Origin of the sequence: Flagellimonas flava, from assembly GCF_050617915.1 — a bacterium.
Lineage (GTDB): Bacteria > Bacteroidota > Bacteroidia > Flavobacteriales > Flavobacteriaceae > Flagellimonas > Flagellimonas flava_A.
Map to the genome: position 1 here is coordinate 1,207,917 of NZ_JBODQE010000001.1, position 15,950 is coordinate 1,223,866.

Annotated in this window: 12 protein-coding genes and 1 tRNA gene; 4 read left to right on the forward strand and 9 right to left on the reverse strand. The window is 43.2% G+C overall.

What is annotated here, in order from left to right:
• Positions 1–45 precede the first annotated feature (45 nt).
• Both cdd and porV read right to left on the reverse strand, forming a co-directional pair.
• Entirely contained in the window at positions 46–537 is a 492-nt protein-coding gene (gene cdd, locus ACRHOZ_RS05595; protein WP_431123253.1) for a cytidine deaminase, read from the reverse strand.
• A 76-nt stretch (positions 538–613) separates the two neighbouring features.
• The gene (gene porV / locus ACRHOZ_RS05600; protein ID WP_420400744.1) at positions 614–1,759 is read right to left on the reverse strand and encodes a type IX secretion system outer membrane channel protein PorV; all 1,146 of its coding nucleotides are present in this window, start codon (positions 1,757–1,759) and stop codon (positions 614–616) included.
• Between the two features lie 393 nt (positions 1,760–2,152).
• Between porV and gldJ the strand changes: the two genes are divergently transcribed.
• Both gldJ and ACRHOZ_RS05610 read left to right on the forward strand, forming a co-directional pair.
• Positions 2,153–3,814, forward strand: a complete 1,662-nt coding sequence (gene gldJ, locus ACRHOZ_RS05605; protein WP_422348937.1) for a gliding motility lipoprotein GldJ — start codon at positions 2,153–2,155, stop codon at positions 3,812–3,814.
• A 62-nt stretch (positions 3,815–3,876) separates the two neighbouring features.
• Positions 3,877–5,151: a UDP-N-acetylmuramoyl-tripeptide--D-alanyl-D-alanine ligase gene (locus ACRHOZ_RS05610; protein ID WP_431123256.1), complete on the forward strand. Its 1,275-nt coding sequence runs from the start codon at positions 3,877–3,879 to the stop codon at positions 5,149–5,151.
• A 104-nt stretch (positions 5,152–5,255) separates the two neighbouring features.
• Here ACRHOZ_RS05610 and ACRHOZ_RS05615 read toward each other — a convergent pair.
• From ACRHOZ_RS05615 to ACRHOZ_RS05645, 7 genes are all read right to left on the reverse strand, one after another.
• Positions 5,256–5,330 (reverse strand) — tRNA-Val (locus ACRHOZ_RS05615).
• Between the two features lie 99 nt (positions 5,331–5,429).
• Positions 5,430–5,840 carry a 6-carboxytetrahydropterin synthase gene (locus ACRHOZ_RS05620; protein ID WP_431123258.1) on the reverse strand — a complete coding sequence of 137 codons (411 nt, stop codon included), beginning with the start codon at positions 5,838–5,840 and terminating at the stop codon, positions 5,430–5,432.
• 96 nt (positions 5,841–5,936) lie between these two features.
• A complete protein-coding gene (locus ACRHOZ_RS05625) occupies positions 5,937–6,797 on the reverse strand; it encodes a hypothetical protein (protein ID WP_431123260.1) in 861 nt (286 codons plus the stop codon).
• A 29-nt stretch (positions 6,798–6,826) separates the two neighbouring features.
• Positions 6,827–8,560: a SusD/RagB family nutrient-binding outer membrane lipoprotein gene (locus tag ACRHOZ_RS05630; protein ID WP_431123263.1), complete on the reverse strand. Its 1,734-nt coding sequence runs from the start codon at positions 8,558–8,560 to the stop codon at positions 6,827–6,829.
• A gap of 12 nt (positions 8,561–8,572) precedes the next feature.
• Positions 8,573–11,830: a SusC/RagA family TonB-linked outer membrane protein gene (locus tag ACRHOZ_RS05635; RefSeq protein ID WP_431123265.1), complete on the reverse strand. Its 3,258-nt coding sequence runs from the start codon at positions 11,828–11,830 to the stop codon at positions 8,573–8,575.
• A gap of 425 nt (positions 11,831–12,255) precedes the next feature.
• Complete coding sequence (locus ACRHOZ_RS05640; protein ID WP_431123268.1) at positions 12,256–12,708, reverse strand: helix-turn-helix domain-containing protein; 453 nt, start codon at positions 12,706–12,708, stop codon at positions 12,256–12,258.
• 182 nt (positions 12,709–12,890) lie between these two features.
• Positions 12,891–13,916: a LacI family DNA-binding transcriptional regulator gene (locus ACRHOZ_RS05645; RefSeq protein WP_431123270.1), complete on the reverse strand. Its 1,026-nt coding sequence runs from the start codon at positions 13,914–13,916 to the stop codon at positions 12,891–12,893.
• Between the two features lie 150 nt (positions 13,917–14,066).
• On the opposite strand from ACRHOZ_RS05645, the gene ACRHOZ_RS05650 reads away from it, so the two are divergent.
• A complete protein-coding gene (locus ACRHOZ_RS05650; protein WP_431123272.1) occupies positions 14,067–15,107 on the forward strand; it encodes a PfkB family carbohydrate kinase in 1,041 nt (346 codons plus the stop codon).
• Positions 15,108–15,119: 12 nt separating this feature from the next.
• Positions 15,120–15,791, forward strand: coding sequence for a bifunctional 4-hydroxy-2-oxoglutarate aldolase/2-dehydro-3-deoxy-phosphogluconate aldolase (locus tag ACRHOZ_RS05655; RefSeq protein WP_431123274.1), 672 nt, complete (start codon positions 15,120–15,122; stop codon positions 15,789–15,791).
• Positions 15,792–15,950 lie beyond the last annotated feature (159 nt).

A 15,950-nucleotide genomic window follows, 5' to 3' on the forward strand; every position in this document is an offset into this window, starting at 1 on the left:
GAACAGCAAAAATACATATATATCTGTTTTGTAAAAAGAATTGGATTAAGAATCACTCAAAAATGAACTGCTGAAAGCCAGGGGTAAAATATCGGCCATGGAAGCACATTTATAAATGGGTCCTTTTTCTCCGCGAAGCATAATGGAGATTGGTGTTTTTTGTCGCTGCTCATATTCAATAATGGACTGTCTGCAATTACCACATGGAGCGGCTGGTGAATCCACCACATAGTCTTTGGAAGTTGCGGTTATTGCAATAGCTTTTATGGCTATCCCTGGATATTTGGCCCCAGCTTGAAAGACGGCCACGCGTTCCGCGCAAAGCCCAGATGGGTAAGAGGCATTTTCTTGGTTGTTGCCTATGACTATTTCACCATTTTCCAATAACACGGCCGCACCCACCTTAAAATTGGAATAGGGGGCATATGCATTTTCCCGAGCTTTCTCTGCAGCGCTTAACAAATTTTGCTCGATTTGTGACAGTTCCTCTGGCTTTTCAAAGACGGAAAGTTCGAAACTTATTTGTTGCTTCTTCATAAGCTGATGTGGGTATATCCCAAAAATAAGAAAACCTGTCCAAGGACAGGCTTTCCCAATTTTTTCATGAGCAATTTTAATCGTTTAAGAACTCTTCGCCAAAATTAAAGGTAAGCGAGAAGCGCAACGTATTTTCCAAGGGATTCCTCACTTGAGCAGTGGAGAAGAGATACGAAAGGTCTATTTGTGCGGATTTGAATTTGAATCCAGCTCCCAGGGTAAAGAACTGTCTAGCTCCCTTGACCTCACTTTCGTTAAAATATCCTGCACGAAGCATAAAGGCTTCCATATATTTATACTCGGCCCCTAAAGCCCAAGTAACTTCTTTAAGTTCCTCACTGAACCCATCAGGTGCATCGCCCAGGGATTCAAAAACTCCACTGAAGAAACCAATTTGTTGATACTCATCGTTATCCTCAGCTGTGATCAGTCCATCTCCCGTGAAATCACGAGGGGTGGGAACCAACAGTTTATTGAATTCGGTATGAAGTCCCAAGACATTGTCCTGATCAAAAATGAAATCAAATCCGGCACCAAACTTCAAATTGGTAGGCAAGAAATTCTCTTGCCCTCCTTCATCGTATTGGATTTTACCACCTAAGTTGGAAATGTTGAAACCAGCTCTCCAACGGCCATCAAAATTTTCATAGGCAATTTCACGGGAACGGAAAAAACCGGCAATATCCACGGCAAAGGAATTGGCTGCCTGGGAATCCTGCGCTCCATCCTGAAACCTGAGGTTGGAACTGATAAACCGTCCAGCCACAGCCATGGAAAAAGTCTGGCTTAACTTTAAGGAATAAGAACCATCTACTGCAAATTCGTTGGGTTTAACCAAGGTGGGATCCTCATCTATGGTCTGTCTCAATTCAATTTCTCCCAAACCAAAATACCGTATGCTGAAAGCAAAGGCACTCCGATCATTGACTTTGTTATAAACACTTGCATTTAATAGGGAAACATCGTTGACAATGCTTTCCAAGTAAGGGGTATAACTTAGCCCCACTCCTGTTTTTTGGGTAGCGAAAGCAAATTTTGCGGGGTTCCATTGTTGGGAGAATGCATCAAAAGATGTTGCCACCCCCATATCCCCCATACCGGAAGACCGGGCATCCGAGGCTATGGTCAAGAATGGAACTGCGGTTGTAATTACTCTTTCTTGCTGCGCGTTCATCCTAGGGGCAAGGGTAAGAAGCACCACCAATATTAGTAACTTTTTCATTTTTTGTTTTTAGCGTTTAGTTAACTATGAGGTCCGTGATATGCCATACTATATCATTGGACGTATTACATGTAAACGGGCATTTCCTGAAATTCTTATGCGAACGCCCCGTTTTTTTAACGATTTTTTGGCCTTCATACAAGGAGGGTAAGCTACGCTTGACATTTTAAATGGACAAAACCGTTAAAACCAAAAGAATCCATACTAATTTTGGACCTTTGGCGTTTAATCAATAGTGAATGCCCGCAGGATGGTTGCAACAATTATTTTGCGAGCACAAAATATTATGGTGAAAACATCGTTTTAAAGCCATTGAAAGGATTTAAAATCAAAATCAAATTAAAGTAGCTAGGGGATAAAAGCCCTTATTTTTAAAGTACTCAAGCCCAAATTATGAAAAAACATCTTATCAAAGTTGTACTTTCTAGCGCTGTCATAGTAGGAAGTTTTACCAGTTGTAAAAATTCCTCATCCTCTTCTTCTTCCAAAAACATCTCAAGAGCCACGGGATGGAAGATCAATGCCAAAGAGGGTGGGTTTCAATACAAAACGGACTTCAAGGAACAAGAAACTCCTCCGGGAACTGTATTTATTGAAGGTGGAACATTTACCAAGGGTAAGGTTCAGGATGATATTATGCACGACTGGAACAATACCCCTACCCAACAGCACGTACAGTCCTTTTATATGGACGAAACGGAAGTTACCAATGTAATGTACCTTGAATATTTGGACTATTTGAAGGCAGTATATCCTCCTGACAATCCTAACTACAGGAACATTTACAATGGTGCTTTGCCAGATACTTTGGTTTGGAGAAACCGATTGGGCTTCAATGAGACCATGACAAATAACTACCTAAGACACCCTGCCTATGCGGAATATCCCGTGGTTGGTGTTAATTGGGTACAGGCGTCACAGTATGCAGAATGGAGAACTGATAGGGTTAATGAGCATATGCTGGAGCGGGAAGGCTACTTGGCCCAGGATGCCAAATACCAGGTTTTGAGTGGTGATATAGGTGGTACATTCAGTACAGAAGCCTATTTGAACAATCCAGAATCCGTATACGGAGGACAGATTGATTCCCTTCAAGGAAAGCAAAAGCGAGATTCCATCAGTGTATTTGCCAAAAGAAGCAGTGGTGTTATTATGCCAGAATACCGTCTTCCTACCGAAACAGAGTGGGAATACGCCGCACAGGCACTTATTGGTTCAAGGGAATACAACAACTATAGAGGTAGAAAAAAATATCCATGGGAAGGTGATTACACCAGAAATGGACAACGTGTGGGCCGAGGAGATCAATTGGCCAACTTTAAACAAGCCAAAGGTGATTACGGTGGTATTGCCGGATGGTCCGATGATGGTGCTGATATTACAGCCGAGGTGAAGTCATACAAACCCAACGATTTTGGTCTGTATGATATGGCGGGTAACGTATCCGAATGGGTTGCCGATGTATACCGTCCTATTGTAGATGATGAAATAAGTGACTTCAACTATTACCGGGGAAATATTTTCCTTAAAAAAGCCATTGGCGATGATGGGAAGGTTAAGGTCCTAAGGGATGAAATCAAATATGATACCCTGCCCAATGGTAAAATCGTAGCCATCAATTTACCTGGTGAGATTGAAATGGTTCCCGTGACCGAAGAAGAAACTTATTTGAGAACCAATTTTGATTCCAGTGATAACAGAGGTTACCGCGATGGTGATCCAGGTTCTTCCAGATTCTTCCAAAGGTTTAGTGATGAATCTGACAATAGAAAGATGTACGATTCTCCCAAGCACAAAGTAGAGCGTGATTCCACTGGTAAGTTGATTCGCCAGTATGACACCTCCAACTACAGAACTTCCTTGATCAATGATGAAGTAAGGGTGTACAAGGGTGGATCTTGGAGAGACCGCGCATTCTGGTTAGATCCCGCACAACGTAGATATATGCCACAATATATGGCAACAGATGATATCGGATTCCGATGTGCAATGTCCAGAGTAGGATCCAAATCCAAGTCAAAAAACAAAACTGTAAGACATAAGAAAGCTAAGTAACAGCTAAGCATAATATTAAAGAAGCCTCGATGAAAATCGGGGCTTTTTTTTATCTTCGATTTATGACTTTGGAACAACTTCATCTCCTTTTTTTGGAGCACCCCGTTATCTGTACAGATACAAGAAAAATCACGGAAAATTGCCTGTTCTTCGCCTTAAAGGGGCCCAATTTCAACGGAAACGCCTTTGCCAGTGAAGCCTTGGACAAAGGGGCCTCCTATGCTATTATTGATGAAGCGGAGCACAACACCTCAGATAAAAGTATTCTGGTAGATGACGTACTGACCACCTTGCAAAATTTGGCTACGCTCCACCGCCAGTCCTGTCAGGCCAAGGTAATCGCACTAACAGGAAGTAATGGAAAAACCACTACCAAAGAGCTTATTAACGAAGTACTTTCCAAAAAATACAAAACCATTGCAACCAAGGGCAACCTAAACAATCATATTGGAGTTCCCTTGACTTTGCTATCCATTGAAGAGGATACCGAAATAGCGGTTGTGGAAATGGGAGCCAATCATAAAAAGGAAATAGCCCAACTCTGCGAGATAGCCCAACCTGACTTTGGATACATTACCAACTTTGGGAAGGCACATTTAGAAGGGTTTGGGGGTGTAGAAGGAGTCATTCAGGGAAAAAGTGAACTCTACAATCACTTAACAGCTCACAACAAGTACATTTTTTTGAATGCGGATGATCCCATCCAATTGGAGAAATTGGGCAACTACATCAAAAAGTTTGGTTTTAGCGGGGATAATCCCCAATATTTCAACATCCAATTCAAAAGTGCAGACCCATTTGTGGCATTGGAGTTTGAAGATGTTCGGGTAGACACCCAATTGGTGGGAAAATACAATTTCCCAAATGCCTGTGCCGCCATAACCATGGGAAAATACTTTAACGTTCCCTCCACAGACATCAAGGAGGCATTGGAGGTATATCAACCAAAGAACAACCGATCCCAGGTGCTTGAACAGAACGGATACCAAATTATCCTGGATGCGTATAACGCCAATCCCACAAGTATGAAGGCTGCTCTCGAAAATTTCAGGAATATGGCTGCAGAGACCAAAACCTTGGTGCTTGGAGACATGTTTGAGTTGGGCCGGGATGCCGAAAAGGAACACCAGGCAATAGCTGATTTAGCCAAGGAGATGGAATTTGAAAATGTTTTTCTGGTTGGAGAAAATTTTTGGAAAGTGCAGTCCTCTTTTCAGATATTCAAGAGTTTTGATGACCTTAAAAATTTTGTTGGAAACAATCCGCCAAAAAAAGGAAGTATCCTCATCAAAGGATCAAGGGGAATGGCTTTGGAAAGGGTGTTGGACTACTTATAACCCAATGTTTTGCAATCAACATTTCCAAATCTAGTGTGGGATATACTGGATTCGAACCTGCCTGACGGCAGGCAGGCCAGTGACCTCTGCCCTGTTCGTCTTAGTGGAGTGTATTGGATTCGAACCAACGACCCCCGCCCTGTCAAGGCGGTGCTCTAAACCAACTGAGCTAACACTCCGTTTATTTTTGATAGGGATAACCAAATCCACCTTATTTCATACAATCAAGCAGACCCAATGTTCCTTTTCTTTAAAAGCGCTGCAATATCGGAAAATTGTTACCAATCTCCATATTCTGCAGAATTCTTTTGTGTTTCGTGCAAGGTTATGTGCAACAATTGATCTTTTTCCAGCTTGGGTTTTAGGATATCGTAGATTACTTTGACAAAATATTCCGTTGTTGGAAGCCCATGGCTAAACTCAGGGCAATCCTCGTTTAAATTCTTATGATCAAAACGTTCTTCTATTTCATCCCGAATCAAAGTGCCGAGCACGGCCAAATCCATTACAAAACCCGTATCTGGATCCACTTCTCCCCTGACACGCACCTCTAAATCAAAATTATGCCCGTGATAGGTTGGACTGTTACACTTTCCGAAAACGGTAACATTCTTCTCATCACTCCAGTTGGGATTATGCAACCTATGGGCCGCATTAAAATGAGCTTTTCTACAAATTGTGGCAATCATAGTGCAAAGCAACTAAAAAGATAGGATAAGACCCAGTTTTAAGCACAAAAAAAAAGAGCTGCAAAAAGCAGCTCCTTTTCATTGTTAACTTAATTGTTATGAACAAATATTCAAAACTATCTCCCCTGGTGTTGGGCCAGGTCCGCCAGTCGCAGCGGTTTCCCCTGATGGGGCTAAAAGTTCAAAGACATGCTCTTCTTCAAAAGCTCCCGGTGTATAAGTAAATACCAGCTCGGTAGTCCCATCCGGAACTGAAATGGTAAAAGAGGCAGCGCTACCCCCAGCAATGGTATACTGAGTATCCGTGCCATCAATAGTCACAGTAATAAAAGCGCCATCCCATCCATCACCATACAAATCCGTAAGGTTTAACTCGTAATCTCCAATAACCGGAGTTACGGGGATACAATTAATCCCGGCGGAATAAGCAAATGGAGAGGAGAAAAATGACCCGTTGGCCACTGTTCCCGCAGCTCTATTGGTAAAAACCCTTCCATCCGTGAGTTGTGCCTCCAATCTAAAACTAATGGCATCACCTCCATCCACAATCCCAGAATCCGTTCCGGTTCCTGTCAATGCTTCATTCAGGGTCACTATTAAATCTGCCCTTGGGAATCCGAAAGGCCCTTCGGCAAAGGCTGATGCGGGAATGGTTGCCACCTGGGCTTCACTGGACGAAAGGTCATTGTCATCCACCACGGTATTATCCACAAATTGGGCAAACACCCTTACTTCGGACAAAAGTTGACCTCCTTCCGAATCTTGAGCCTCCAGGGTCACGCCAAATGTGGATTGCGGATCCAACAGATTATAGGTAGTACTCAAGTTGGCAACTGTTCTGAGAACAAGGCCACGCTCTACAGTTTGTAACACTTCATCCACTATTTTTTCCTCGGAACAGGACATTACGGTGACCAATCCCATAGCGAGCAATATATATATTTTTAGTTTTCTCATGATTCTTGTTTTATAAGACATTGCTGTTATTAATTTGATCTTGGGAATGCTGGTCCCGCTGGATTATTATCCCAAAATACCTGAACCGAAAGGTTGGTTTTCTGGGTAATATTGGAGTTCGATGTCACCGCCTGATTAGGATAGAACATAGATCTGGGGAAACTTCCCGGATCAGGTTCCCTATTGGGTTGCAGTGTGCTTGGAAAACCGGTTCTTCTATAAAAATTATAGGTCTCTATCCCATTTCCGTAATGAGCCACAAAGTGGTTTTCCGCCAGAATGTCCCATTGATCATCTCCAGAAGCTGCACCAAAATTAGTTACAACGGTGTTGATAAAGTCAGTCACATCTGTTGCAGAAGGTTCAAAAGAGAGATCGGCATTGGGATCTACAGAAACTGCAGCCCTTACCTTGGCAATCTGCTTGGTCATTCCTGCTTCCAAGAAAGTTTGGGCGGTAGCCGCATCTCCTTGGGCCAAGGCTACCTCAGCTCGCCAGAAATCAACCATAAAAGCATTCAATATGAGCGTTGCACCCAGACCATTACCTCCATTGGACAAAGGGTCTGTAGGTTGAGCCACTGGACTAAAACTGTCATCATCAAACCGTCCCCCGGCCGGGTAAACACCCCATGTAGTACGTACCGGTCCATCTGGAGGTGTACCTTCATCATCCCCATGGTCTCTTCCCCAATACCCATTGGGTAGGTTACAGAACGTAAATCCGCCAGTGGAATAATGCAAAGGTGGGGTCTGCAAGGAACATCTTAAGGTTTGCTCATCCGGATCGGCCTCTTGCCCAGGTACCTCATTGGTTTGCCTGTAGAAATAATACCGCATTCTTGGGTCATTGTTCACCATCATCTGATTCATCAACCAGTTACCCTGATAGTCTCCGGGCCCATTGGACACGTAGTTCAACCCATATCTCGGGTGTCTGTTATCCGGATTTGAAGCGCTTGTTCCAGCCCAAGCAAATTCCAAGTCGTCCGCAGTATCTGTAATATAATCTCCAGAGGCCACAATGGCATTAAAGGCCGCAATGGCACCTGGATCTACCAAACGGGTCTGAAGATATAACTTCATCTTCAAGGTATTGGCTGCTTTTACCCACTTTGTATAGTCGTTATTGTAAAACAACTCTACAGCTGGGTTGGCCGATGCCGTGTTGGTAAAATTGACAATGGCCTGATCCAACAATGCCTGTGCTGCTTCATAAACCGATTGGCCACTATCCAATTTGGCATTTACAATGGCCGGCGCCTGAACAGCTTCAGTATACGGAATATCTCCGAAGAAATCCACTAAGGAAGAGATAATGTAAGCTTCAATAAATTGGGCAATTCCCAGGTGACGTGTCTGTCCGGCCTCCACTGCCAATGGGGTCATCAACCGAATATCGAAAAGAATTCCACGATAGGCATTGTCCCATTCATCATCCACATCACTATCTTGATAGGTACTTTCATAGTCCCTACTTTGCATGGCCACTAAACGGGTAAGTTCCATTCCAAGCGGTGACAATCCATCACCAAATTGGAAACCACCTGTTACCCAATTATCGTTGGGGTCACCGGCAACATCACCATCCAAATGTCTTGCAAAATCCTCTTGAATGGATGTTATGAAGAAATCAGGGGACGCCTCACTTGGTGTTAAAAAGTTAGGGTCATTGGTGCCTTCCAACTCAGTGACCTCACAGGAAGTCAAAGCCAGAACTCCAACAAAGAGACCCAATATGCTATGTTTACTTCTTATTTTCATCTTTAATTTTTTTTAGAAAGTTGCTTTTACACTGAATCCGTATCTTCTGGAACTTGGTCCGTTCAGGAATTCGAAACCAAATCCATTACCTACACCTGTACCGGATGTATTGGGGTCAAAATTGGCCCCGTCCGGAGTATTGATTGCATCGTACCAAAGATTGAATCCAGATACCGTAAAGGACAATGATCCAAAAGGAGTGTCTTCCAGGAATTTTTTTGGAAGGGCATAACCCAATGTAACTTCTTGCAAACGTAGTACCGTGGCATCAAACACCTGCAGTTCTGAAATATTCCCTAGAATATTGTTGAAATAATAATCGGAGTTGTTGATCTGTACATCATTTACCCTACCATCGCTCTGCTGAACACCAGGAAGTACAAAGGTGTTTTCACGATCTAAGGTTTCTACAATAAGCCCTCTTCCCAACAGGGTTGAAATAGTACTGGACCAGATGTCACCTCCTTGTGTCCAATTGAACTGGAACCCAAGGCTGAAGTTTTTATAGGAGAAGGTATTATTGATGTTGGCCACAAAATCCGGGTTGGGATCTCCAATGACTCCATCCTGCGAATCCTGTACATAATCCCCAATGGCGTTCACCACGTAGTTTCCGGCATCGTCCCTTAGAATACGGGTACCATAGATAACTCCCAAGGGTTGGCCTTCGATGGCCGCATTTCCAAGGTTTCCAAATCCAGAGTATACGATCAAGTCTGTTTCTTGACCCAAATCCGTCACCTCAGACTCATTGGCCGTAAAGTTGATATTGGTATTCCAATTGAATCCACCTTCTTCCTGACTTCTGAAGAAATTAAGGCCTAAATCCACTTCAACTCCTTGTCCTTTTATTTCACCCACGTTGGTATTGGTCCTAAAATAACCCGATGAAGGATCAAGAGGTTGCTGTACGATCAAATCTGTTGTGGTACGTTCATAGATTGAGGCATCCAATGTAATTCTGCCATCCCACCATCTCGATTCGATACCTAATTCAATTTCATCCACACGCTCTGGTTTCAAATCCGGATTACCCAAGGTAAGTGGACTTGTATTGGACACAATGGTATTACCTTGTGGATCCAGATGATCTTGGGTATCCAAAATCAACCTGTTGGCCACTGGGAAATTGTCCGAGTTCGCATCAGGGAATCCTGCCGAGGTTCCGTATCCGGCCCTAATCTTCAAATAGTTCAGTACATTCTCACTCTTAAGCCCGTCTATGGCCGTGGTAGGTACAAACGAAAGACTCGCACTTGGATAGAACAAGGCCCTATTGTCTGTAGAAAGGTTGGAAACCCAGTCATTTCTACCAGCAACCGTTAAGTATAAGAAACTATCGTAATCAAGCTCAACCTGTCCATAAAAACCAACCAAGTTTCTATCAGAGGTTTGCTGAATCTCATTTTGGTTCAGGAAGTTGAAATGCCTTAGCACCCCAAAAACCTGTTGTGCGTCACTGGCAATACCATTTTGATTAAACAATTCCCTTCTTCCGTTGACACCAATATTAAAGGTGGTGCCTATCTTATCTGTGATATCATAATCCCCGTTCAATGCCAGGTTATGATCCCAAATGGTGTTGGTGTTGTTCCAGGTTTCATAGATACCGCTAGCTAACCTGGGCTGGGGAACGTTACCGTTGATACCTCCCTTATTTTGATAATTGAGGTTGTTCTCACTATAAACATCCAAACCAACCCTGTAGATAAGGTTTAGATTATCATTGAACTGGAATTGGGCCGCCATATTACCAAAAACCCTATTGGTCTCCTGTTCGGTACCTGCATTGTTTACGGTCCATAGTGGATGCTGAATGTCATTTCCGTTCCTATAGTAAATACTTCTACCGTCTATGGGACTCTGGAAAGGCAGTCCCACCACATCTATACTTCGTGGAGTAAAGAACAAATCCCCAAAGACCGAAGATCCAGAACCTGTAGCTCCGTTACCTTGACTTAGTGCAATGGGTGGGGAAATAAATTTGGTTCGGGAGTAATTCATAGTTCCCGAAATAGTGAACTTGTTGCTCAAAATAGCTCGTCCCCCAACACCGAAGTTGTTTCTGTTAAGACTATTTCCAGGAGTGAAGCCAATATCTTTTAGATGCCCATAGTTTGCATTATAGGATACCTTTCCATCATCGGACGCGCCTCTGGCATTGACGGACAAGTTGGTTACCGTTCCTGTTTTAAAAAATGCCCCAAAACTATCATAGGGTCTCCAATCATATCTGGCGTTGGCAAATTCCGGAAAGGCCTGTTGTCCTGCGGCCGATATGGAATAAGGGTGTGGCAAGGTTCCTTCAGAATCAAAGGCAGAACTATTGCCCCAGCCCGAGATACCTTCTCGGTCAAAACTTGGCCCCCAGTTACTAAAGAACCATCCAAAGGATTGGTCAAAACCGTTTCCATACTGGTTCTGGTATTCCGGGGTAGAAGCAATTTCATTAAAGAATATGGAGGAATTCACCGTGATTTCGGTTTTCTTGGCTCCTCCTTGCCCAGCTGAACCGGCCTTGGTAGTAATCAAGATTACCCCATTCCTACCCAAAGAACCGTATAGCGTAGAGGCTGCAAGTCCTTTAAGTACGTTTACACTTTCTATACTGTTGGGATCCAAGTCCAAAAACCTACTGGATCCGTTGTTACCATTAATAAAATCCTGTCGGTCTCCCTGTCTTCCTGATGAATTGGTATCCCCATTAAAGGGAACCCCATCCACAATAAACAAGGGCTGGTTGCTCTGGCTAAAAGAGTTATAACCACGGATAATGATATTGGTACCGGAACCTGAGAGTCCACTTTGCTGGGTAATGTTTACCCCGGAAGCTTTCCCGATAAGTACCCTTCCCAAATCACCTTCGGCTTTTTCCTCAAGCTGTTCAGAGCTTACCTCCGCTACGGCGTATCCCAAGGCTTGTTTCTCCCTTTTGATACCCAAAGCCGTGACAACGACTTCTTCAAGTGCCTGGGCATCTTCCTCCATTTGAAGGTTGATTACATCCTGGGCACCCACGGTACGTCTTGCTGTTCTTTGTCCCAAATAGGTGTAGACCAAGACTTGGCCCACGCTGGCCTCAATGGAGTAGTTACCATCAAAATCTGATTGGGTTCCCGTTGTGGTACCTTCAACAACAATGTTGACACCGGGCAGCGGAATTCCGGTCTGATCAATGATCGTACCTGTAATTGTCTTTTCTTGGGACTGGACCGAGGTAATGCACAAAAGCACGAACACAAGTGTCCCAAATAGCTGTTTTACTTTCATAGAGTTAGCAGTTTTGTTAGAAAATAATGAGTCAGTGCAACTGAGAAAGGCAGGCGGGAGTAGGTGGTATTGATAGCTAATTCAAATAATACTCCCTAACACGAAAACAAAACTTAATGGAAAGTTTTTATTAGAAGGTAGTAAGGCCTCTCACCGCCTTACCTTTACAATTGCAATGACAAAACAATTGTATGGAGGATTATTAGGAGTACTTCTAAAACGGGACGTACAACAAAACCAGCCCAGCCCAACCAGACGAACCCTTTTTAACAAACTCTTGTGAAGAAGGAAGTCTTTAAAAGGTTTCTTAAAATTTAACATCTACCCGAAACCTTCGGAAGTTGAATCATACCAATGCCCATAACACTGGTGTTATATCTCAAAGGAAGATTGTCGAAAAAAACTTGCTACGGTAAAGGAGATAATCAGGATGCAAAACTGCCGGTCAAAGACCTAAAATCATTAGGGCTTACTCCTGTTTCCTTTTTAAAGGCGGAGTAAAAACTGGTTTTGCTGTTAAAGCCAACCTCATACATCACTGCCTTTACGCTAAGAAAAGGATGGTTGAGCAAAAGGTCTTTGGCTTCCGCAATTCGATATTGATTGATCAAGGAATAAAAATTCTTGGATAAATACTCATTTAACACTTGGGATACCTTGTATCTATCCTTATTTATATAGGTCGAAAGGTCATTAAGGCAAAGTGTATTGCTTTTGTAAATCTTGTCATACTCAAACGCATCCCTTATCTTTTCCCTAATGTCTATGGCTTCTTGCAAGGTCAATCCAGATTTCACATACTTGGACGCCATTGCGGTTCCAATATGCTTGGATGGTGCACGTCTCAGTGAAAATATGTCCAAAATTGACCTTCTCATTTAGACTGGATTGAGGTTAATCTTCATATCAAGTTCCCTCAAAATCATCTTTTGGAAGTTTTTTCCGATAAGGTTTTACGTAAATTCTCTTCGGGAAGATTTACCGTTTTTCGTAAAATGCCTATAATCCCTATAGGTAAATGGAATTCTTGTTCGGATAAAAAATTCCAAAGGTTCCTTCATCAGTTGCCCTGAAGGTTCTCTTTTGTGAATATTTCCAAGGCCATCAATTGATTGGTTCTGACCTCGGTATTTGCAATCAACTTATCATAAAAAGCTTGAAGTGCAAGTTCTCCTTGTTTACTAGGGTTTTGGTCAATTATAAAGTCGATGGTGTTGCGGGCAAGACAGGCTTTATTTTCGTTGATCAAATCAAAGCCTACTGTTCTTCGATGGCCTTCAATCCCATTTAGTTCCTTGACCAACTGATGGGCACGGGAGTTGGGTATGAAGATATGGACAGGATCTGAATTCCCAGCTTCATGAATCAGATTCAAAAAATTCTGGGTTCCACGGGATAAGTCAACATCCAATATGTGTTGGGTATCATAACCGTGGGTCTTATAGTAATCCCGAAATCCTTTAATCCGTTCCTCTATAGTTTTATTGAGGCTATCAAAATCAAAAAATCGGGCAATATACGCTTTGTGCCCTTTCGGAAATCCCAAATTGAGCAATTTGGCCGCCAAATACCCTGCTCGGAAGGAATCTTGGCCTATAAAGGCCAACGGATGGGACACTTCAAGATTGGAGTCCACATAAACATAGGGAATATCGCGCTCATCCAAGGCGCAAGTTAAACGACGAATCTCGTCCTCGACCAAGGGCGCCAAAATAACACCATCAGGTTCCGAATCCAACATTTGTTGCGCTTGTTGCAACAAGGAGGTTTCGCTATGTCGGTCAAAGGTGAAAAATTCGGGATGGATTCCCAAGGACGCATAGCGTTCGGCCGTTTTGCTTATGGCCTTGTTAAGGGTACTCCAATACTCATTGTCCTTGGGGAGAAGTACAGCTATGCGATATATCTTGTTAAGCTTGAGACTTCTTGCATAAACGTTGGTAGTGTAATTGCCTTCATTGGCAATTTTTAGCACAAGCTCCTTGGTTTTGGCTGCTACTTCACCCCGATTGTGCAGCACTCTATCCACCGTTCCTATGGAAACACCTGCTCTTTTCGCTATTTCCTTGATTGTAATCCGCTTCATTCCCCAAAAAAAGAAAAAAATCCTTTTAAAATTGATTGCAATATACTACTTTTGAATTTCTCCGTGTAGGTACACGGAATAATTATTAAAGGCTCAGCCTTGTTTTTTTAAATCGTTTCCGTGTACGTTAACGAAACAACTAATATCAATATGAAAAAAGTAGTGACATTTGGGGAAATCATGCTCAGATTGGCCCCTCCAGGATTTTTAAGGTTTTCACAAGCCAATTCCTTTGATGTAATTTATGGTGGTGGAGAGTCCAACGTTGCAGTCTCCCTGGCCAATTATGGGATTCCAGTGGATTTTGTAACCCGTCTACCTAAGAATGACATTGGGGATTGCGCTTTAATGGAAATGCGAAAAAGAGGGGTTAATACCCAAAACATCATTTTTGGTGGTGATCGCTTAGGTATTTACTTTCTGGAAACCGGCGCGGTTAGCCGAGGCAGTAAAGTTGTTTATGACAGAGCACACTCCGCCATGTCTGAAATTAAACCGGGAATGGTGGATTGGAAAGCCGTCTTTAAAGATGCCCAATGGTTCCACTGGACTGGGATTACGCCTGCTATTTCCCAAGGTGCTGCAGATGCTTGCTTGGAAGCTGTAAAGATTGCCAGCGAAATGGGGGTTACCATATCCACAGACTTAAATTATAGAGCCAAACTTTGGAAGTACGGGGGTGATCGTGAAACCATCATGACCGAACTTACTTCCTATTGCGATATTATTTTAGGCAATGAAGAAGATGCAGAAATGCATTTTGGAATCAAACCTGAGGGGATAAGTGTGCAGACAGAAGGACATCATGTTAAAGCCGAGGCCTTCTTATCCGTTTGCCAACAAATGATGGCCAAATTCCCAAAGGCACAAAAAGTTATAACCACTTTAAGGGGATCTATTTCTGCCTCCCACAATACATGGGCTGGGGTGCTCTATGACGGTAAAAAAATGTACGAAACCACCCAATACCAAATTACCGATATTGTAGATCGTGTTGGTGGTGGCGATTCCTTTATGGGCGGATTGATCTATGGATTGCTTACCTATCCGAAGGATGACCAAAATGCCCTTGATTTTGCAGTAGCAGCATCCTGCTTAAAGCACACCATTAAGGGGGATGCCAATTTGGTTTCCGTTGCTGAAGTGGAAAAACTAATGGGCGGCGATGCCTCTGGAAGAGTAGCCCGATAAAAACAAAATCAAATGGCTAGATTTACTAGAATAGACGTAGCAATTCAGATGAAGGAAACCGGGATGGTTCCGGTTTTTTATCATAGTGACATAGAGATTTGTAAGAAAGTGCTAAAAGCCTGTTACCAAGGTGGTGCTAGGGTTTTTGAATTTACCAATCGTGGGGACTTTGCCCATGAAGTATTCACGGCCCTGGCCAAATTTGCGGCCAAGGAAACTCCCGAAATGATTCTGGGAATCGGTTCAGTGGTTGATGCCGGTACGACCTCCCTGTATATTCAATCCGGGGCAAATTTTGTGGTTTCGCCCATCTTGAACCCAGATATGGCCAAAGTCTGCAATAGGCGTAAAATTGCTTGGTCGCCCGGTTGTGGTTCCCTAAGTGAAATCTCTGCTGCCGAGGAATTGGGTGCCGAGGTAGTCAAAATTTTTCCCGGCTCCCAGGTAGGAGGACCTGCTTTTGTAAAAGCCGTGAAAGGCCCTTCCCCATGGTCCAGCATTATGCCCACCGGAGGGGTAGCACCAACACATGAAAACCTTAAGGCTTGGTTTGATGCTGGGGTGCACTGCGTTGGTATGGGCTCAAAACTGTTTGCGAAAAATGATGCAGGAGAATTTGATTATGACGGATTGACCCAAAAAGTTGCCGAAACCCTCGCTATTATCCAGAAATTGAAACCTTAGAGGTGATTTAAACCCAATACTTCATATGTCGATAACGACCAACAAAAAAACCTCAACATAAATGTTGAGGTTTTTTCTATTGTGGTGGGCGCGAAGGGATTCGGTTTATCCCGAACCAGCTTCGGGAAACCCTCTGACCCTCCCGATGTAAAATCGGGA

Excerpts from the sequence above, each read along its gene's own strand:
- cdd (WP_431123253.1), bottom strand. The coding sequence starts at position 537 with ATGAAGAAGCAACAAATAAGTTTCGAACTTTCCGTCTTTGAAAAGCCA.
- porV (WP_420400744.1), bottom strand. The coding sequence starts at position 1,759 with ATGAAAAAGTTACTAATATTGGTGGTGCTTCTTACCCTTGCCCCTAGG.
- gldJ (WP_422348937.1), top strand. The coding sequence starts at position 2,153 with ATGAAAAAACATCTTATCAAAGTTGTACTTTCTAGCGCTGTCATAGTA.
- ACRHOZ_RS05610 (WP_431123256.1), top strand. The coding sequence starts at position 3,877 with ATGACTTTGGAACAACTTCATCTCCTTTTTTTGGAGCACCCCGTTATC.
- ACRHOZ_RS05620 (WP_431123258.1), bottom strand. The coding sequence starts at position 5,840 with ATGATTGCCACAATTTGTAGAAAAGCTCATTTTAATGCGGCCCATAGG.
- ACRHOZ_RS05625 (WP_431123260.1), bottom strand. The coding sequence starts at position 6,797 with ATGAGAAAACTAAAAATATATATATTGCTCGCTATGGGATTGGTCACC.
- ACRHOZ_RS05630 (WP_431123263.1), bottom strand. The coding sequence starts at position 8,560 with ATGAAAATAAGAAGTAAACATAGCATATTGGGTCTCTTTGTTGGAGTT.
- ACRHOZ_RS05635 (WP_431123265.1), bottom strand. The coding sequence starts at position 11,830 with ATGAAAGTAAAACAGCTATTTGGGACACTTGTGTTCGTGCTTTTGTGC.
- ACRHOZ_RS05640 (WP_431123268.1), bottom strand. The coding sequence starts at position 12,708 with ATGAGAAGGTCAATTTTGGACATATTTTCACTGAGACGTGCACCATCC.
- ACRHOZ_RS05645 (WP_431123270.1), bottom strand. The coding sequence starts at position 13,916 with ATGAAGCGGATTACAATCAAGGAAATAGCGAAAAGAGCAGGTGTTTCC.
- ACRHOZ_RS05650 (WP_431123272.1), top strand. The coding sequence starts at position 14,067 with ATGAAAAAAGTAGTGACATTTGGGGAAATCATGCTCAGATTGGCCCCT.
- ACRHOZ_RS05655 (WP_431123274.1), top strand. The coding sequence starts at position 15,120 with ATGGCTAGATTTACTAGAATAGACGTAGCAATTCAGATGAAGGAAACC.